The sequence below is a fragment of the Filifactor villosus genome, assembly GCF_042652965.1.
GTDB classification, from domain to species: Bacteria; Bacillota; Clostridia; order Peptostreptococcales; family Filifactoraceae; genus Filifactor; species Filifactor villosus.
Genome location: NZ_JBHSHL010000033.1, coordinates 1 through 18,471, shown reverse-complemented (window position 1 = coordinate 18,471; position 18,471 = coordinate 1). Strand labels below are relative to the sequence as shown.

27 protein-coding genes are annotated in these 18,471 nt (G+C 43.5%); 18 read left to right on the top strand and 9 right to left on the bottom strand.

Going from position 1 to position 18,471, the window contains the following annotated elements; all coding sequences use genetic code 11:
* Positions 1–506: 506 nt before the first annotated feature.
* From ACFO4R_RS08235 to ACFO4R_RS08200, 8 genes are all read right to left on the bottom strand, one after another.
* Positions 507–1,298: a GIDE domain-containing protein gene (locus tag ACFO4R_RS08235; RefSeq protein WP_379788607.1), complete on the bottom strand. Its 792-nt coding sequence runs from the start codon at positions 1,296–1,298 to the stop codon at positions 507–509.
* A gap of 3 nt (positions 1,299–1,301) precedes the next feature.
* On the bottom strand, positions 1,302–1,967 hold the full coding sequence (locus tag ACFO4R_RS08230; RefSeq protein WP_379788606.1) for a PspA/IM30 family protein: 666 nt from the start codon (positions 1,965–1,967) through the stop codon (positions 1,302–1,304).
* A 12-nt stretch (positions 1,968–1,979) separates the two neighbouring features.
* Complete coding sequence (locus ACFO4R_RS08225) at positions 1,980–2,360, bottom strand: hypothetical protein (RefSeq protein WP_379788605.1); 381 nt, start codon at positions 2,358–2,360, stop codon at positions 1,980–1,982.
* A gap of 395 nt (positions 2,361–2,755) precedes the next feature.
* Positions 2,756–3,508 (bottom strand): NAD(+) synthase, encoded by a 753-nt coding sequence (gene nadE / locus ACFO4R_RS08220; RefSeq protein WP_379788604.1) that lies wholly within the window; start codon positions 3,506–3,508, stop codon positions 2,756–2,758.
* A 14-nt stretch (positions 3,509–3,522) separates the two neighbouring features.
* Positions 3,523–5,046, bottom strand: a complete 1,524-nt coding sequence (locus ACFO4R_RS08215) for a nicotinate phosphoribosyltransferase (RefSeq protein WP_379788603.1) — start codon at positions 5,044–5,046, stop codon at positions 3,523–3,525.
* Positions 5,047–5,280: 234 nt separating this feature from the next.
* Positions 5,281–6,087 carry a phosphoribosyltransferase family protein gene (locus tag ACFO4R_RS08210; protein ID WP_379788602.1) on the bottom strand — a complete coding sequence of 269 codons (807 nt, stop codon included), beginning with the start codon at positions 6,085–6,087 and terminating at the stop codon, positions 5,281–5,283.
* Between the two features lie 6 nt (positions 6,088–6,093).
* Positions 6,094–6,645 (bottom strand): cysteine hydrolase family protein, encoded by a 552-nt coding sequence (locus ACFO4R_RS08205; RefSeq protein ID WP_379788601.1) that lies wholly within the window; start codon positions 6,643–6,645, stop codon positions 6,094–6,096.
* A 323-nt stretch (positions 6,646–6,968) separates the two neighbouring features.
* Positions 6,969–8,066, bottom strand: a complete 1,098-nt coding sequence (locus ACFO4R_RS08200) for an NUDIX hydrolase (protein ID WP_379788600.1) — start codon at positions 8,064–8,066, stop codon at positions 6,969–6,971.
* Positions 8,067–8,357: 291 nt separating this feature from the next.
* Here ACFO4R_RS08200 and ACFO4R_RS08195 point away from each other — a divergent pair, with 291 nt between their 5' ends.
* Together ACFO4R_RS08195 and ACFO4R_RS08190 are read left to right on the top strand one after the other, a co-directional pair.
* On the top strand, positions 8,358–8,693 hold the full coding sequence (locus ACFO4R_RS08195) for a hypothetical protein (protein WP_379788599.1): 336 nt from the start codon (positions 8,358–8,360) through the stop codon (positions 8,691–8,693).
* A 264-nt stretch (positions 8,694–8,957) separates the two neighbouring features.
* The gene (locus ACFO4R_RS08190; RefSeq protein WP_379788598.1) at positions 8,958–9,257 is read left to right on the top strand and encodes a DUF2089 family protein; all 300 of its coding nucleotides are present in this window, start codon (positions 8,958–8,960) and stop codon (positions 9,255–9,257) included.
* Positions 9,258–10,285: 1,028 nt separating this feature from the next.
* Here ACFO4R_RS08190 and ACFO4R_RS08185 read toward each other — a convergent pair.
* On the bottom strand, positions 10,286–11,083 hold the full coding sequence (locus tag ACFO4R_RS08185; RefSeq protein WP_379788597.1) for a helix-turn-helix domain-containing protein: 798 nt from the start codon (positions 11,081–11,083) through the stop codon (positions 10,286–10,288).
* A 244-nt stretch (positions 11,084–11,327) separates the two neighbouring features.
* Between ACFO4R_RS08185 and ACFO4R_RS08180 the strand changes: the two genes are divergently transcribed.
* From ACFO4R_RS08180 to ACFO4R_RS08105, 16 genes are all read left to right on the top strand, one after another.
* A complete protein-coding gene (locus ACFO4R_RS08180) occupies positions 11,328–11,492 on the top strand; it encodes a hypothetical protein (protein WP_379788596.1) in 165 nt (54 codons plus the stop codon).
* A 22-nt stretch (positions 11,493–11,514) separates the two neighbouring features.
* The gene (locus ACFO4R_RS08175) at positions 11,515–11,679 is read left to right on the top strand and encodes a hypothetical protein (protein ID WP_379788595.1); all 165 of its coding nucleotides are present in this window, start codon (positions 11,515–11,517) and stop codon (positions 11,677–11,679) included.
* Entirely contained in the window at positions 11,680–11,913 is a 234-nt protein-coding gene (locus ACFO4R_RS08170; protein WP_379788594.1) for a hypothetical protein, read from the top strand.
* Between the two features lie 43 nt (positions 11,914–11,956).
* A complete protein-coding gene (locus ACFO4R_RS08165) occupies positions 11,957–12,181 on the top strand; it encodes a hypothetical protein (RefSeq protein WP_379788593.1) in 225 nt (74 codons plus the stop codon).
* Between the two features lie 12 nt (positions 12,182–12,193).
* Positions 12,194–14,110 carry a transposase domain-containing protein gene (locus tag ACFO4R_RS08160; RefSeq protein ID WP_379788592.1) on the top strand — a complete coding sequence of 639 codons (1,917 nt, stop codon included), beginning with the start codon at positions 12,194–12,196 and terminating at the stop codon, positions 14,108–14,110.
* Positions 14,111–15,004, top strand: a complete 894-nt coding sequence (locus ACFO4R_RS08155; protein ID WP_379788591.1) for an AAA family ATPase — start codon at positions 14,111–14,113, stop codon at positions 15,002–15,004.
* Between the two features lie 122 nt (positions 15,005–15,126).
* A complete protein-coding gene (locus ACFO4R_RS08150; protein ID WP_379788498.1) occupies positions 15,127–15,285 on the top strand; it encodes a hypothetical protein in 159 nt (52 codons plus the stop codon).
* A 3-nt stretch (positions 15,286–15,288) separates the two neighbouring features.
* Positions 15,289–15,441: a DUF6906 family protein gene (locus ACFO4R_RS08145; protein ID WP_379788590.1), complete on the top strand. Its 153-nt coding sequence runs from the start codon at positions 15,289–15,291 to the stop codon at positions 15,439–15,441.
* The gene (locus ACFO4R_RS08140; RefSeq protein ID WP_379788589.1) at positions 15,438–15,704 is read left to right on the top strand and encodes a hypothetical protein; all 267 of its coding nucleotides are present in this window, start codon (positions 15,438–15,440) and stop codon (positions 15,702–15,704) included. Before ACFO4R_RS08145 ends, ACFO4R_RS08140 begins: the two co-directional genes overlap by 4 nt.
* A 12-nt stretch (positions 15,705–15,716) precedes the next feature.
* A complete protein-coding gene (locus ACFO4R_RS08135) occupies positions 15,717–16,226 on the top strand; it encodes a hypothetical protein (RefSeq protein WP_379788588.1) in 510 nt (169 codons plus the stop codon).
* A gap of 1 nt (position 16,227) precedes the next feature.
* Complete coding sequence (locus ACFO4R_RS08130) at positions 16,228–16,806, top strand: YddF family protein (protein ID WP_379788493.1); 579 nt, start codon at positions 16,228–16,230, stop codon at positions 16,804–16,806.
* Positions 16,803–17,069, top strand: coding sequence for a hypothetical protein (locus ACFO4R_RS08125; RefSeq protein ID WP_379788492.1), 267 nt, complete (start codon positions 16,803–16,805; stop codon positions 17,067–17,069). The genes ACFO4R_RS08130 and ACFO4R_RS08125 overlap by 4 nt, the downstream gene beginning before the upstream one ends.
* A complete protein-coding gene (locus ACFO4R_RS08120) occupies positions 17,066–17,302 on the top strand; it encodes a hypothetical protein (protein ID WP_379788587.1) in 237 nt (78 codons plus the stop codon). Before ACFO4R_RS08125 ends, ACFO4R_RS08120 begins: the two co-directional genes overlap by 4 nt.
* Before the next feature lie 124 nt (positions 17,303–17,426).
* On the top strand, positions 17,427–17,744 hold the full coding sequence (locus ACFO4R_RS08115) for a hypothetical protein (protein ID WP_379788586.1): 318 nt from the start codon (positions 17,427–17,429) through the stop codon (positions 17,742–17,744).
* Entirely contained in the window at positions 17,745–18,059 is a 315-nt protein-coding gene (locus ACFO4R_RS08110; RefSeq protein WP_379788585.1) for a hypothetical protein, read from the top strand.
* Positions 18,053–18,307, top strand: a complete 255-nt coding sequence (locus tag ACFO4R_RS08105) for an AbrB/MazE/SpoVT family DNA-binding domain-containing protein (protein WP_379788584.1) — start codon at positions 18,053–18,055, stop codon at positions 18,305–18,307. The genes ACFO4R_RS08110 and ACFO4R_RS08105 overlap by 7 nt, the downstream gene beginning before the upstream one ends.
* Positions 18,308–18,471: the final 164 nt, after the last annotated feature.

Below are 18,471 nucleotides of genomic sequence, written 5' to 3'. Positions count from 1 at the left end.
TAAAAATAAAAACGCTCCATCCATATTCCGCGCACACGTTTTTTCCCTTTAACAAGCCTGAAACCTTCTAAGATCAATACCCTTTTCGTTTGTAAAATTTTTGAAGGACAAAGGAAACAAAATTGTAAGACAAGAAAGGTGAACAAAGCGTTTTTCCTATGCTGATACGATCATCTGTTAAAATGGACAGGTTGAACCATTTGGAGCATATCATCCTTCAAATTGTTTTTCCGTCAATGATAGCTTTCTTATATCCGTCATTTCAAACGAAGAATAGTGAATACAACTCACAAAAATCATTCAAAATCCACAACATACAAGATGTTTGATATCAATAAGGAAAACGGATAACCCTATCGGACTGTACAAACCGGTCAATACCACAGATCACACTAAAAAGAGATGGTTATATATCTTCCATCTCTCATTAAATAATCCCCCGAAATCTTTCACACAAAAAAACAACCGCCCCTTCTTGTATACAAGAGCGATTGTTTTTATCTTGATTATTTGACAAAAAACAGTAATATCCCCACCACGACGGCTCCTATTCCTCCAAAGAGAAGGATTTTGGAAGAAGATTGCGTTTCCTTTACCATATTCTCTTCGGATTTGGTCGTAACCAGAAAAGGTCTTTTCGGATCCTTGGGTTTTCCGATGTGGATGGTATCTCCCGACTTAAACGCCTCTCCAAGCACATAGAGTTGAGCATTCTTTTCGATTGTCCTCTCGGTCGTTCTGTAGCCCAAGAACCGTCCCAATCTTATATCGTTCGTCTTGGAACCATAGGATCGTCTTGTCGCATAGTCTGCAAAGCTGAAGTTCGGATCCAATCGATCCCATGTTTTCGCGATATCCAAAGTGCAGCCGGAGGAATTGATCTCCAGTACAACGACCTCATCCGCACTCTCATCTCTCAAACCTACGGTATGCGAAGATTCTTCACTTGAAATAAGATGTTCTTCCTTTACCATGGTGGTTCTTCTGTTTCCTTTATCGTCATACTCCACCTTCTCAACTTCAGATACTGTCGATACAGACGATTCGAAATAGGCAACCTCTCTGCCCGAAAAAGGAGTTCTGACGTCTTCCGTGACGATCCTTCCCTTTAATTCGACAAACTCGGTATAGCTGTCTTCCAAACCGCTCTCCCTCATAGTATCGAACATCTCCCTCAGCTCTCGGATCGGCTTGGTCCTCATAAACTGCATTTCCATGACCTGATTCTTCTTTTTGGGGTAGAGGTAGAAGATCGATACCAAACCGCCTATGATTAGAAGCAAGCTGATGATCGGCATAATCTACAACCCCATTTCTCTCTTAAGTTTTTCCAATTCACTGTCTACCGCGGCATTCTTCTCCACTCTCTCAAACTCGTCGAACTCACCGGACTCCATTCCTCCGATCTCACTGAACGCATCGGCCTGAGCTTCTTTTGCTGCGATCTTTTGCTCCATCTTCTCCATCTTTTTGAAGGCACTGCCGGTATCCACTCCGCTAAATGCCTTGGACATCTTGCTCTTTGCATCGGCCATTTGATCTCTTGCAATCAACATCGCCTGTTTGGACCTCGCCTCTTCCAATTTCTGTTTCAAGGTCATGATCTGATCTTTGATGGACTGTACCTGTTCGCCCATGGAGTTGACCATCTCCTGATACTGATTCTTCTGTGCCTCCGCCTTCACCTTGTTTTCCAGAGCCTTCTTTGCCAGTTCCTCTTCTCCTTGAGACAGGCACACCTTCGCTTTCTCCGTCCATTTTTTCTCGTCTTCCTGCGCCTGTTCAAGCTGCTTTTTGACCTGATTGTAGCTTCCCATCGCCACTCCCAGTCCCTGTGTAGCCTTGGCTACCTGTGCCTCCATATCGATGATAATCTGTTTGACCATCTTATCGGGCTGCTCCGCCCTATCGATCAAATCGTTCACATTCGCTTTAAGCAGGTCCGAAACCCTATCAAAAATACCCATACCGCATCCTCCTTATCTCTTCTTAAACAATGCCTTTACAAGCAAACCAAAACCCGAGGCTGAAAACAGGATCGTTATAATATAGAAAAACAACGACGCTCTCTCAAAATAAATACGAATGCTCATCACAATCCCCAAAATGATGAAGATTGCCCCGAGCCATATCAAAACCTTGGAAAAGAAAGACCTGTTGATAAAGTACCACACCACTCCGACAATGAAGGGGATTGTGGTCACTCCGCTCGAAATATTCCTTGAGCCCAGCCAAAAACTCCCGTAACTTCCGGTCACGGTCACATTTTGCATAAAGAGAAACAACCCTACTCCCAACAGTAAAATCCCGAGAAGAAACTCCTGCAGTTCTTTCCCGTTTGAATGATTATGCGAACTCATCAAAAAACTCTCCTTCCATATGCTTCCTTTGTCCTACTTACCTCTTGTCACCGAGCCGGAAACAACTCCTCTTAAGAAACTGTCTTTTTCCACAATCAGTTTACACAAATCCACACTTCACATCTTTTATTATACCAAAACTTCTGTCTTTTCAGTACCTCTTCTCGCAAAAAATTCTATTTTCTCCTTGCTTGAAACCGAACTTCGAGTGTAAGCAAAAGTATTTTATACCATTCTCCAATAGAAGTATGGGTATATCTGTTTTTCAACCCGCGAAAAATCGGTCTGTCTTCTATGGGTCACAGATTGTTTATATCCACAACTCAAAGGAAGGATGGTATAAATTATGCCGGATTGCTTTGGAAATCTCCGTGACGACATTCCGTATGCAAGACCTATCCAAGATACAAAAACTTCGGCATACTCTCCAATTTAAATCTGTTTTTTCGGTGGAGTTCATCGATCTTTTTCCTGTGCTCTTCGTCATCGATCCTTCCCTCCCTGATATAGGTATCGAGTTCCTCGTAGGTGAAACCGAGATTTTCTTCATCGCTCTTGCCTGAGAGCCCGTCGATCGGTGTCTTTTCGATAAACTCATCCGGAAGTCTAAGAACCCTTCCCACCTCCTTGACCTCGCGGACCGTCAGAGATGACAGGGGAGAAAAATCCCCCGCCATATCTCCGTAGCGGGTGGAGTATCCCACCCAGTCCTCACTGAGGTTGCAGGTATTGGCCACCCTGCCGTTCTCCGTCTGCGATACGGCATAGAGGGTCGACATCCTTATCCTCGCCGGAAGATTTATTACCGATTGCCTGCTAAGTTCCTTACCGAGAGAGGCCTCCAACTCCGCACTGAGAGCCTTCACAGTCTCACCTATGTTTACAACGACCTTTGATATCCCCAGATGGTCGCAGAGACGGCGGGATACGTCGATATCCCACTGCTCCCCCTGAGGCATCAGCACTCCGATCACCCGCTCCCTACCCAGAGCCGCTACACACAGGGCCGCTACCACGGAAGAGTCTTTTCCTCCTGAGATTCCGACAATCGCCCTGCTCTCTCTGCCGTTCTCTTCAAACCAGCTCCCGATCCATTCGATACAGTCTTTCGTTACCTGAGGTGCATCAAAGTTTTTTCCTTCTGTCATCTTTGCCTCCTTCTCTAAAACCCGTTTCCGTGCAGTTCTCTTCGAACATCCGCCAAATTCTGCTCTCGAAGGAACACCCCATCCCTAAAGACCTCTTGTAACAAGTTCTCTTCACAGCAGGCTTCCTCCCAAGTATATTCGTCACGATAAGAGAGTACCTCTCCTTCTCTTGTGACGATACAACAGCCCTTTTGACTTTTCTTAAATCCTCCGTCTTTAGGATCTTTGAAGATTGGATACGACCTGCCTTCGATTTCCATATAGGTCGCTTTGACGGCAAAGGAGAAAGTGTCCCGTGTAAAGGGCTTGAGCACACCGTCTTCCTCCAGACACTGCATGGAGAAACTGCCCGCTCCCAAGGCTACATTGGAGACGGCAAAACCGTTTTCTTCTAAGATACGATAGATTTCTTCGCATCTCTGAAGGGTAATGCTGTCGCCGTAGATCGCCTTGACATGGGGATCGAGTACCTTGTAGCCTTTGGAGTTGACCGTTCCCTTGAACTGTTCCCAGAGTTTGAACACCGTCTTTGTAACGACCTCAACACAATCCCCCGAATCTCCCCTCATCAGCATGCAACCCCTGTGCTCCATGATCTCCTTCTTGAGTTTGGGCAGGATGTTGTCGATGACATTCCAATAATCGTAGGAATCAAGGACGACGGAAAAACTCGTATCCGGATAAATCTCGGTAAGAAGCCTTCGAAGAAGGGTAATCTCATCTCCGTCCACCGCGTAGTTGCTGCACATAACGCTATGCTCCGTACTCGGACTTCCGAAGGCGACCTCCTCCTTTTCACAGTCGCAGTTATAATGTTGCTCCAAATAAGGAATGACGGGAACCGTCGCCGTATTCAGGAAGGAAAGACACCAGCCCGCACTGCTCTTGACTGCGGATTGCAGGGACTCCTGCCCCCGGAAGGAGAAATCCCCGAGAAGTCTCGCCCTAGATACCTTGTCATCACAGGTCTTTTGTGCATAAATATTGACGATGTCACGGTAGGAAGCTCCAACGGTCGCACTGATCATCGGATGCCACATTTCCGCTGAAACAAGGCTCTCCAATGCTTGAGGAAGCCAAGCAAAGTTCGGATGCGTATTGGTCATGGCAAACATCGGAACATGCATGGGAACCCTCGTCCCCTCTTTCAAAGCTCGAATCTCCACCGGAAGATATCCCAAATCGTGAAGCAGGCCTACCCTCTCCCCGTTATAGGTTCCCTTTCCCAGAGAAGCATCCATGACACGTGCGTACTCTCCCACAACCTCCTCCTTCGGACGGGAGAAAAACTCTTCTCGGAAGTAGTCGATGAGGTAGGTCTTGATAAACGCCTGTAAGCCGAACATCACGACTTCCTGCCACCTGTCTATCCTGCTCATCCTCGGGGTAAAATACGACACCGACTTGGTTATCTTCTTCGGCAACATATCCGAATGGACCGCCTTATAAAAATCGATCAACAATAAAGGATTTGTATTTTTCATCTTCTTCTCCGTTTCTATGGGAAGACCGCTCAAAAATACCAATGTCCTTCCCATTCTTTTATCCTGTTCTTTCATTCAAACTTCAATATGCTACGGTTGTGCCTTACCGAAAAACAGGTACTTTTTGGAAACTATCTCCTCTCTTATATTATTATTTATTGAATTTGATCCTTTGAACGCTTTCAAGTATATAGTCATACCAAATTGTTTTTCGGTAGTTCTATATTCTGTATCCCCGACATTTCAAAGGGAAGATAGTATTCCTATGAATTTCAGCATCTCATTACACTAAGCCTCGTTGGACACCTCTTCGATATACTCACTCTCGTTTCTATGCAGACTCCTTGTCGTAAAATGTCGCTCAACCTCTCCGCTTTTTAGCAATTGTAGATATTTACTCTTCTTCGAGAGTAGACTCGCCTCGGTATGGGTCGCAAAAGAGTAGATCTTATCCACACCCTCCTCCTTCAGAGCGGACACACTGTAATAGAAGGTCCCCCCATAGCTGCAAATATCGTCCACCATGAGTATCTTTGCCCCCTTGAGGTCAAGTCCTCCCTTTACGATCTCAAGTCCGAGAATCTTCCCGCTCTTCCAGTCGCGCCTCTTTCTGCCGTAACAGGAAGCAAACCCCGGCAACAGATCGACATATCGCTTAAAAGCTCCCTCATCAGGGAAGTACAAAACGAGTTCCTCCCTTCCAATCTTATTCAAGACCTGCTCGAGGGCCTTCTTCGGTGTAAAGGAAACAACATTGTTCAACAGTGCTTTTCCCACCTCGGAATGAACATCGATTACCTCGACTGCATCGAAGGAGAGAGAATTGATCCATTCGCAAAAATACTTCAGGGTAAAAACTTCCTCTCGACCTTTGACCCTGTCCATACGTGCATTGGGAAGGTAGGGGAGAAACAGCTCCATCCTTTTTGTTCCTCTTTCTCTCAGATGTCTCGCTACACAAAGAAGTTGAAACAATTCTTCATCCGACTCGTAAAACCATTCGATTCTCGCTTTCTCACAAGGCTCACAGCGAATGAGAACCGTTCCGTCGGGAAATTTCTTTCTGTCAATCTCACTCTTATTTACCAAGATCATCTTCCATCATCCTCTCTTAACGCTGATCTGACAACCTTCCATAGAAGAAAGGGCATTGTTATGACTCTGTACCGTTACCCCGGCACAGCAAGAGGCATCGACCGAAACCTCGATATCAGGATAATCCGAACGCAGGATCATCGCATTGGAGATCACGCAGATATCGGTACAAACTCCGATCAATTCAATCTCTTCCGGATCGTATTTCCGGATTGCGACAGAAAGCTTTGTACTTCCAAACGCATTCTTCTCAAGAGGGCTCTCCGTCAAAAAAACCTTGTTCCGATCTTCCCATCCGGCCTTCATCTCTTTGATCTCGTCGATAAGTTCCGCTCCCCGGCTCCCTCGAATACAATGCTCAACGGGAAGACGTCTTCCCTCCCCCGTCTGCAAATAATCCTCTTCATGCACATCTTGGGTGCAGATGATCTTCCAGCCTTCCCTACGCGCTCTCTCCATCCTCTCCACAACCTTGGGCACGACAGCCCTGCACTCCTCATTTCCCAACACCCCTGTAATAAAATCATTCTGCATATCGATAACAACCAGTAGTTTCATTTCTTCTCCGCCTTTCTTTTTATCCCGTTATACGACCCTCCAAATGTAGTGATATCTGTTTTGTGACCACAGACATTCGTTTTACCTTCCATGGAGTACACAAATTGTTGATATCCATAACTCTTACTAAAACCTGATATTTCAACGGACGGATTATACAGAACGGTATTTACTGAACCGATACATATTTTGCAGACCGCATCGTGTCTTCAAACGGCAGCTCTGCCGTGAAACGGTATCAAAGAAGCGCCTGTATTATATGCCAATGCGGATCAAGACCGCAACCGAAGAAACCGGTTTCTCTCTTTACACGATGCACACTGTCAATCCTTCTTCATCCTATAATAGGAACTCGGTCTCTTGGAAAACTCCGTCGACATCTCTCCCGTCTTTTCGACTGCTCCGACTGCCTCATAACGGTTTTTAAAATACCTTCTGAAGTTCGGAGTATCGTAGTCCCTGTCCTCTATGGCCTCGTAGACTTTTTGGAGTTCAAAAAGAGTAAATCTCTTCCTATCCTTCAAAAACTCCAAAGCGATATCCGTATAGTGAAGTTTGCCCCTCATCCTTTCGACAGCAAGGGCAATAATCCTCGCATGATCGAAGGCCAAATGGTCTTGATCAAAAACCTCACTCCCCAAAAATTCAAGTCCCTTCTCGGAGAACATTACCCGAAAAAAATCGCTGTCCTCTTCACCTTCCACCGACAAATCTCTGGGCAAAATCGCCAAGTACGCCACAGTCACGATCCTCATCCTCGGATCCCTGTCCTTATCTCCAAAGGTATAGAGCTGCTCAAGATGAAGATCGCAAAGCCCCGTCTTCTGCTTCATAACGCGAACGGCAGCCTCCTCCACGGATTCTTCAATTCCTACAAAGCCCCCCGGCAAAGATCTTCTTGCCTTATAGGGAAAATCCTCTCTCTTCTTGAGTAGAACCTGTAAGCGAAACTCTCTGTCAAGGGAGAAGATCAGGATGTCCACAGTAAGCGACATCCTTTCGTAGACCTCCTTGCGATAACGTTCAAGATAGTCCTCCTCCTCTCGATAAGCAGAGACCTCTTGTCCGCCCTTCTCTATCGCTTTTTCTACATCCTCTTCTTTTTCAACTCCGCTTAGAACAGGAAAAACACCTCTATGCTCTGATTTTTTATCATATTTTTGTTGTAATTCTTCCAAGTCTTTGCCCTTCGCTTCCTTTGCTTGCAGAGTCTCATCTCTCTTCTTGTACTCGACTTCCAAGGCATTTTCTCGATTGTCGTTACGGTCCTTCGACTTTTCTTTTGCCTTTTCGTTCGGCTTTGCGTCCCCGCTCTCCGATCCCTTTATCGGAACAGCCTTAACCTTCCTTGGTTCGACTCCGGTACTCGTTCCTTCCTCTCCACTGCTCTTCTTGTCCGACTTTTTTTGCTCTTGCTTCATCACTCCACCTCCTTTTAATAGTCGTTTTGACTATATATATTTTTATTATAGTCATAAAGACTATTTTTGTCAATCTTGTTTTTTATAAAAAGACAAAAAATTTTTTCTCCTTCTCGTACCCTTCCATTAAATTGATTTGTCACACAATCCAACTCTTATCCTTGCCAGAAACGTTTCGATCGGTATATATTCTGTGTACCTGACACTCCAAGCGAAAGACAGTACAACTAGTCGTTGTCTCTTGGATATAAACCGGCTTCGCAGCGACGTAGGATGGAGCGAATTTTCGTAATGGGAGAATCCTATTTCATTTCCCTGATGGGCGAAAAAACTTTTTCGTTGGAGTATAGTAACTACAAAGCTTTTGAATACTTGGAAGAAGTTTCCGTGAATAATCCAAGCGTAGAATTCAAACTTCACGATCGGATAATTTTAATGGACATTAGTAAGAACTATAAAAATACAAAAGCCATCAAAGACACCTACAAAACTTTTACCCAGTTAAAGAAAGGCAAACAGGAAAATTTTTACAACAAAAATACCTCAGAAATTATTTTATTTGAAATTTCCAAGAAATATCTGAAAGAGCATTTCGTAGAAAGCAAGACCGTAACTATATCTAAGTAAAAATTGGAAGTAGTAGCCTTGAAGAAAGAAAAAGATACCCTCTATTCTCAACTTATTAGACCTACGATAAAGAAGTAAAACAATCTGAAAGTGTTAGGAGTAACATAGAAAAATTATTGCAAAAAAATAGAACACTATCACAGGTAAAGAGAAACGAATAGGAACAACACACAAACCACAATAAATAAAAGATAAAAAATATTTAATATTGACTTTAATAATATTAAATATTATACTTAATATTATTAAAGGGAAGGTGATGATATGGCTATTGAAATTATCCCCGAATGGATGGTAAATCTTGATGAAGAAGATCTATCCTTCATAAAAAATTTTATATTATCTTCTGGATCACTAAAGGAAATTGCAAAGCAATATGAAGTCACATATCCAACAGTTAGACTGAGATTGGACAAACTAATACAAAAAATACAGATAAGTGAAGATAATGCAAATGAGCCTTATGTTTCTCTCATAAAAAGATTGGCTGTCAATGATAAACTTGATTTTGAAACAGCTAAGATATTAGTTTCGGAGTATAAGAAAATGAAGGGAGTCGATTAGAGTGAAAAATGTTCTGTTTATGTTTGTTTTATTCTTGTTTGTAGTTGCATTGGTAGTATGGTTGCAGATATGTTTATCAAAGATGAAGAATACGTGGTTTGGTCTGATTTTACCAATATTGAGCTTTATGTATTCACTATTTATGGTATCTAACATTGTAATATTTGTGTAATCTTTCAGGATAGATGGCAATATAAAAGGTGTGAGGAAAGGCGAGAAAAGGCGGGAAATGGTGTCTTTTCAATGTATTCGCGTTTTGTGTAAAAAAAGTTTTGCCATCTATATGAAAAATAAAAATCGTACTTTTTAGAGCTTTGGCTTGTGGATAAGTCAAGGCTCTTTTTTTATCTTTCAAACTTTCAAAATTGGATATTTATCTTTCAAAAATCTTTCAAAATGATATAGGGGATCTTTCGGGAGGGTTTCAATCGGGCGATATGAAGCGGGAAGGAGCGGAAAAGGTTTCGGAATCGTCATGAAGCGGGCGAGGATGTGAAAGGGTTGGTATGGTGGGATTACATAGGGGTTAATGAGGAGATGCAGCAGGTTACATATTAGGCGGTCGAAGGTGTGAAAGATCGGCGGAAAGTGTGAAAGATTTTTGAAAGATAGGGACGGGATTTTGAAAGATTTTGAAAGAGAGCATGAAAGATTGAACGGGAATAGGGTTGGGGATCTTTGTGACGAGGATGTGGATAAGTTTAGGTTTAAGGGGACAAAATAGATTTTAGCGGAATTTTTGTCCCCTTAAAATTTTGTTGAAATTCCAACGGCTATAAAAAAAGGGGATTTTTTAAGGGGACAAGTTTAAGGGGACAAAATGAGTAAAAACGGGGCAAAAATCAGGAGAATCTTTTAAAAAAGAGTGACAAAAAAAGGCGCACTAACAAAGAGGGTTTCGGGGCTTGTTTTGAAGGGGTAGAAACTCTCTTTTTTTGTGATTTTTTGGTTATGAAAGATTGTGAAAGATGTTATGAAAGATCCGAGGGCGATTTTGAAAGATGAAATTCTATGTAATTTCTTCTTTACTATCGGACGACTCTTCCTATAATTTTTACTTCGATATTGTCCTCTTCTTTGATCGTGATCGGGTCGTATTTCCGGTTGATCGAGTGGAGGGAGATGGTGCCGTTGTACTTCCGGAAGGTTTTGCAGGTTATATGGTTGTTTAGAGAAACAATGGCGATCTGCCCGTTCTCTACAGTTTCCTGTTTTTTGACCGCAACGGTGGAGCCGTTGGGGATGTCTGGTTCCATGGAATCGCCTCGGACAGTTAGGGCGAAGTCGGCTTTTATCCCTAAAGGGATGGCTACGAGGTCATCGAAACTATAGATGTCATCAGGGACCTCAATGGGATCTCCTGCAGCGGTATATCCAAGGACAGGAAGGAAGTTTTGTTCTTCCGGTTTCTCTTTTTCAGATCCAGTTTCTTCTTTTATATGCTCGGAAATTTGAATCGGTTCTTTGGAGTTGCCGGTGTGTTTTTTTGTTTCCTCTGAGACCAAAAGCAACTCTTGCTTTTCCTTCTCTTCTTTATAGCTAAGATATTCAGCGTAAGAAATTGCCTTCGATAGATTGTCTTCGTTTAGAGAATAGATTATATCTATTTTAGTTTTTCCTAATGATTGTTCCTCTACTCCTGTAACAAGATAAGCTATGGATACATTGAAAAAACTTGCTATTTTTTCAATGTATTTTGAAGAAGGGAAACTCCCGTTTTTCCATCCGTTGATACTACTAGACTTAACGCCGATGTACTCTCCTAGTTGAGAAGCAGTTTTTTCTTGTTGCTCTAATAAATAGAAAATTCTTTCTGATATATTCATTTTAACCTCCTTAAAAATATTAGGAAAAACTAAAAATAATACTTGATTTTTAGGAATTCCTAAATTATAATATTACTAAGATAAGTTACTAAGAATTATATCAGAAAAGCCATTTAAAGAAAGGGGGATTTTGCATTTTAGTTGGCAGAGAGAAAAAAGGAGGTGGCTATTTGGTAGATAAAGGAGTCAGGGTATTGGAAATGCTAAATTAGAGAAAAGGATCTGCAAACAGGAGGCGAAAAGAATGAAATCAACAGAAATGAGAGATTACGAAAAGCTGGCAGAGTTATGTAAGCCAATTTTGGAAGAATTAAAAGAACACTTCCACCCTCATGTATCCGTTGTGATATCTGTGGATGGAATAAGAGTGGAAGAGTCCGTTTTTGGGATTCCGTCAATTAAACTGTAGATTTGGAGAAAGAAGGGAGAAAATGACAATCATTGAAGCAATGAAGAGGTTCGATGTAGAAAAGTTTGCTTACTACGGAAAAGCTCTATTTGCAAGCGAGTTGAGCGAAGAAGAGATTGTAAAAAAACTAAAAACGCCACTTCCTGAATTAGTGGAAAAGGCAGTTTTGATGGAGGTGGAAGAGTAGGTGGATACGAAAAAACTCATTAAGTTCGAAGGTGCAAAGGATCGGATGAGAGCGTTGCTTAAATTTCAAGATGAATTTCAAACAATGTTCCCTGAACTTTGTGCTGACATCGAAGATGTGGATGGATTAATAGGGAAGTATGTCATACTAAGAGATGATTTGAATGATATTATTCGATTGGAAGCGAAAATAATTTGCGGTTATTCGAAGACGGGAGAAAAGAAAAGGATCTAAATGTTCGAATTTCGGAAATTGGAAATTGAAGGCGGTGAGAAAGGTGGAAGAGAAGAGAAAAAGAAGCTGGTCAAGGAGGAAAATAACAAAACAAGGGAAGAGGATCCGTGAAGAATGTAATCGCAGAGAAATCACGATTACAAAGCTTGCACAGAGTATGGGAATGAAAAACTCCTGCTATCTTTCTCAAATTATGTATGGCGCAGTAGGCGCCGGAAAGTATCAGGAGAAAATAGACAGGTTCCTTAGAGGAGAAAAAATCAGTTAGGTGGTGAGTTAGGTGGAATATTTATCTTTGGTTGATGTAGCTAAATTGGAAAATAAATCTTATTCCGGTATAAAAAAGGACGTTTCAAGAGGGAAACTAAAGGCGGAAAAGGTTGCGACAGACAAGAAGTGTGGTTTTGAATATCGGGTTAAAATTGAAGATTTAAGTGAGTCGGCAAAGGTAAGGTATTTCGCTCAACGCACTAAAAAGGCAGAACTTCCCGAATCGAAAAAAGCAGATCTCGAGATCAAACTTGATGATTTGAGTTTGGCGCAGAGAGAAGAGGCTTTCCGATGGGAAGAGATTGTTAAAAAATGGCGATCCTATATAGGAGAGCACGATGAAAAGGAGGCAACGAAGGATTTTCTAAAAGAGATAAACAAGGGAGGAGATAGGAAGATAACGGAAAGAACTCTATATCGCAAATGGGAGCGATATAAGGAGTTCGGAGTGGTAGGTTTGGCCGATCTTCGGGGAAATCGCAAGAAAACAGGCGCGAAGATAGACAGCTGGGTATGGAAAACATTCAGCAGTTGGTGGCTGGATGAGAATCAACCGAGTGTGTCGTTCCTTTACAAGTTAATGGAAGGCTGGCTTGAGGAACATAAACCGGAGTTGCTTCCGCTTCCAAGTGAGGCGACATTCAGACGAGCAACGCAGGAAATACCGCTCCCGGTCGTGAAATATTTCCGGTTCGGTTCCAAGGTGTTTACGGATGAGTGTGAGACATTCGTACACAGGAACTATGGAAAGCTGCTCAGTAACGAGGTGTGGAGTTCGGATTACCATACCATGGACATCATGGTCCGCGATGATAAGACGGGGGAAGTGTTCCGACCATACTTTGTAAGTTGGTTCGATATCAAAAGTCGAAAGCTACTGGGATTTCGGTTGACAAAGTCGGCAACGACGGATGGGGTAATTCTTTGTTTCAGGGATTGTGCAATGAAGTGGGGGCTTCCCGTTTCGGTGTATCTTGACAACGGAAGAGAGTTTCTGTCGAGTTCGTTCGGCGGGCGTGGAAGACGCAAGACAGACGAGCGAGCGGATTATGGAACGACGATCTTGGAGCGTTGTGGTGTCAGCATGACGAATGCAAAGGTCGGAAATGCGAAGGCGAAGATTGTTGAGCGTTTCCACAAAACGATGACAAATCAGTTTTCGAAGTGCTTTCTGACGTATGTCGGAAAGGGTCCGAGTTTCAGACCCAATCGTCACAATAAGGTTCTTAAACAAGAGGAGAACATTCCGCTTCTATCTGAAATCAAGAGGGATCTGGAGAACTTCCTGGAAGGATTCTACAACAACTCGGCAAGCGAAGCCGAAGGGATGAAGGGGATGACACCGAACGGCTGTTATTCGGAGAATTTGGTAGAAAAACGCACAGCAACAGCGGAGCAGTTGAGGCTTTTGCTAACACGAAGCGTAAGGCTTCAGCAGTTCAAAAGGGACGGCGTATTTATCAAGGTGGGAGACGAAAAGGTCTACTATTACGAAAGTGAATACGTGCAGGCGTTGCTCGGACAGCAGGTATATGTAAGGTATGACTCTGACGATTTGACTAAGGTGTATCTCTATGATGAAGAAGAACGATACATCGGAGAGTGCAGAAGGTCGCTTAAGGGTGGATATGAAGGGACTGATGATGTGGAAGCAATGAAGGCGGTCGCTGCACACAACAGGAAGCTGAGGAAAGATGTTCAGACATACTTGAACATCAAGGACCTTCAGGATGCACCGGAGGTCGTCGAGGCAATGCGGTCGGTGTCGGAAAGCATGAGGAAAAAGAATGTCATCGACTACGATGCGAAGGTGATTCGTCCGGTTATGACCGAGCGAGTAGCAAAGGCATCGGGAGACGATGAGGAAGTCGGGATTTATTTCGAGCGGATGATCGAGAATGCTCGAAGAAAGAGAGAGGAGAAGTAGATGGAATATCAAAAGACGATCAATAAGGTTAAGTCATATATGGAGGATCGCAATGTAACTCAATCGGCGATGGCGAAACGTGCCGGAATTGCAGAGAGTAGCTTCAGCAAGTTCCTTGCCGGAACTTATACGAAGATGGAGAAGATTGCGACACAGCTTGAGGAGTTTCTTGAAAAGGAAGAGGCTAGGGACAACACGGTGTCGGCGGAGGACTTGGGGTTCGCAAGAACGACAATCTCGAACAAGGTGTTGAATGTTCTTGAGTACTGCAATATTCAACGAAGTCTCGGAGTCATTTACGGAGATGCCGGGATCGGGAAAACATTCACGGCGAAAAACTGGGCGAAGGATCGGATGGACGTGTTCTTTGTAACGGCTAATCCGGCGTTCTCCAAGGTGAAGCCGTTCCTTCGGATCTTGGCAAGAGCGTTGAAGGTGGAGACAAGCGGGACAGTAGATGTTCAGATGATGGACATCATGGACAGGCTGTTCGAGAACGATAAGATGATTATTGTCGATGAGGCTCAGTGTCTCGATAAACGAACTCTGGAGATCATTCGATCCATCAATGATGCGACCGGTACGGCGATCGTGCTGATCGGGAATGAAGTGGTCTATAGCAAAATGCTCGGAAAACGTCAAGCGGAATTCGCTCAATTGTTCAGTAGGATTTCGATGCGGAATCACCTTCTGACGGACGACTTCGATATCGAGGATATGCATTTGGTCTTTGGGGGTGTGGAGCAGGATGTAGCGGAGTATCTCTTGAAGGTGTCACATTCCAAGTATGGATTAAGGGGAGCGACGGCGTTGTATGCGAATGCCACGAACAACGGAAATGCGTCGGTGGCAGGATTGCGCTCAATGTCGAGGCAGATGGGAATTGAAGCATAAAAAAAAGAAGTCCTTGCATGCGGGAACATGCTTGGACTTCGGATCCGCTCCGATTGGGCGGACAAAAATGAATTCAAGTAGATTATAACACGCTGTGGGCGTGATTGTCAAAGGAGGGGGAAATGCAGACAAAGGCAGAGATGATGAAGACGTTGAAACAAGTTCGGTTTTCGATCCATGCGAGGCTGGTGCTCGCGAATCAGGAGGATAGAGAAGAGTTTACAAGGGTTTTGAAAAAGATGGATGAAGTGATCAAGGAGATAGAGGAGTTAAAGGAGTAGAGGATGAAACACGGGAAAAAGTTAACAAGGAAGGAAAAGGAGTATTTCAGCAGTTGCGGATTAAATCCCGTGAACTGGTTGAGGATAAAGGAGACAGTTGATTATGTTGAGTATATAAACAGAATTTCAGGAAAGACAAGGAGGTTGGCGAAATGACGGAAAAGAAGGAGTTTGCGAAACAAGCGTATAAAGAATTTTGCGATACAGAAATGACAAAGGAAGTTCTATACGGGGCGATCCTTATGTGTGCAAGGGATAGCGAGTATGTTGATAAGAGTTTGACAGAAAGCGAACTTGCAATTGCGAAGTTGATGAAGGTAGCGGTCGAACTTGCGACGAAGGCAAGGGAAGAGGGACGGAGTATCTTCTCGATGAAGAACTACGAGATGCAGGAGAAGATTTGGAATTTGGATATATAGGAGGATGGCGAAATGAAGAGAGGGCTCAGGGTTTATGCGAATGCACTGAGAAGAAAGAGCCGGGTGCTCTATGAGGCGATATTTGAGCACCCGAAGAAGCGTCGTTATTCTATGAACGGAAGTAAGTATATTTTGTTTCCTTTCGAGATCTGGCAACAGGATCGAAACGGAGCATGGTACTTCTTTTTGAGCGACTTCTTCGAGAAGGGGTTGTGGGGGGGTTGTATCGGGACAAACCGGCACAATCATGAAGACATGGGGCTGGCGTTTTTTCTTCACAACGATGTGATTGCCTTCGACGTTGTGAAGAAAACGGCACAGGCACATGGATTAGATACCATAGCACCCGGCTATCGGTATCGTGGAAGCCGAGGCGAGGAAAAGGAAACGCTGGAAAAGGTAATTATGGAGATAACAGGAGAGAGCGCATATCGACTCCTTCGTATTGAAGGAGGAATGGCAGAGGAAGTGGGATACAAGGAATATGTGTATCCTTCGCCTAAAAAACAAGGAGGACACTGAGATGAAAATGGCAGTATTAAACACGACAATCATCACGGCAGATGGAGATTTTTCGATCCGAACAGTGACAACAGAAGAAGCAAGAGAATTGATTCAATCAACTCCGTTCGTCTCTTATGTAGGTCATAAGGCGACGGCTGAGGTCATGAGTCAACTGTTTGGGATGGAGGTGAAGCACAACAGAGAGTTGTTTCATCAGCAACCCGGGCAGGTTGCACTTTGTCTGAAACTGAACGGGAGAATCCCGGAGGGAACAATTCTAACGATTGAGGAGATGGAAAAAATCGGATATGTGTTTAAGACAATCGAAATGAAAGATCCGGATGAGGTTCCTGCGGGAATCTACAACTACATTAATGAGCTGAATTGTCAGTACGGTACGCTCCATCCGATCGCTGTGATTGATGCGATCCTGGACTGTGTCGGAATCATGTTATCTTTAAAGGCAATGGAAATGCTCATAGACAGTTTAAGTAATAAGGAAAATCGTGATCTTGCTCTCGAGTACTACGCTCGCTATATTGAGACGGGAAAACGGTTGAAGTGGGAAGAGTACAAAGAAAAGAGGTTAGAACAATGAACAGAATAGACAGGTGGTTGTTGAGAATCTGTTGGATGTTGCAGGTGGTCGTGTGGGTCACGAATCAAATGGCTTACGGCACTCAAAACGGGAGTGCCTTGGTGATGCCTTTTCTGTGGATTCTCTACCGCTTCGGCGGAGAAATCGTTGAGGACTTCCGTGATCTTGCGGGATCAAGGAAGTCGGAGAGGAAACATAAGGATTTTAAGATTTGGAGTGCCTACGATGTTAAGTATCGTATCAAAAAAAGGAGGGCAGCGTGAGACTGATCTATGGTAAGCGATACCGAATTTGCAGGAGGGACACGGACGAGATCAACAAGCAGAAACAGGTGGAGGTCATGACGTTTGTCGGGAATGTGGATGACAGGTTATTGCTTTTTCGTCATCCGATCGGATACAAGGAGGCGTTTTTGAAACGATTGGCGGGAGTAGATTACTTTATTGAAGAGGTTTCGGACAGCTTTCAAGATGATTTCCGGGAGGGGATGAAATGAGGTTTTCAATTCAAGAGTTCTTCTGGGATCTAATAAGAACTATGATTACAATCTATCTATGGGAGTTGTCTAAAAAATTAGAAAGACGCTATTACGAGAAAAAAAGAAACGGGAGGAAATGAAGATGAAACACTTGAGAATGGGGTGTGTCGCAGGCCGACATGAGATTAAGCAGGCGGTGGACGGATATCTATTTGAGAGGGTGGAAGACGTCCATGATTATGAATATATGAGAGATGTAATCGAACGGAAGCTTGCTCTCGCAGGAAGTCTGGATTTATATGTAACGGGTTTGACTGCGGTCACGGCGGAAGCCGTGGCGACTTGTTGCAAGTATGGGATCGAACTCACTTTATTTCATTATGATCGTGAAACCGGCGAGTATAAAGCACAGGTGATTGTGAGCGATAGTGAGGCGGAGCTGTTGAAGGAAGGAAAGTAGATGAAACTGAAGAATGGAACGCTATTCACGAAGAAGGAGCTCGTTGGAATCATAAATGCACTTCTTTCGATAGAACGTAGTTTTGCAAAAACGAATTACATTATGAAGTTCATTGAAAAGAAGCAAGAGGAGCTCTTTGACGAGGTTGATAAGAAATTGGTGATTCTTACGCACTTGGATGTGGAAGATCTTGATTTTTTCAAAACTCAGCGAAAGTTAACAGAAGAGATAAATTCTCTTCATAACGAGGTTCGCAAATGGGGAGAAGTGGTTGTTGTAGAAGGCAGGAAGCAAAAGGAGGAAACATCATGTTAAATGAAAAAAAAGTTAGCAAGTCAGGAGGGATTACCATCCCGTCGCATATCCGCCGAGAGATGGGAATTGCACCCGGAGAAAAGGTTGAGGTGAAAGCAGATGATAGCGGGAACTTAGTTCTTGAGAGAGTGGAAGGTTCGTGTATCTTATGCGGAACCCATGAAGATTTGATGAAGGTGGATAAGGTATTTATCTGTTACGATTGCGGGAAACAAGTTCACGAGGCATTGAAGGAGAGGGGCGAGTAGGATGATACGGGATCTGGACAAAAAAATGGAGCGGGTGCATCAGATTGAGAAGTCGATTTCGTCTTTGAAGAAGGAGAAGGACGAGATCACGGCGGAATTTCAGGCCTACGGTCTTCAGGAACTCGAAAACAAGAATATCAAGTATTTGGAGCTGTCGGGCAGTG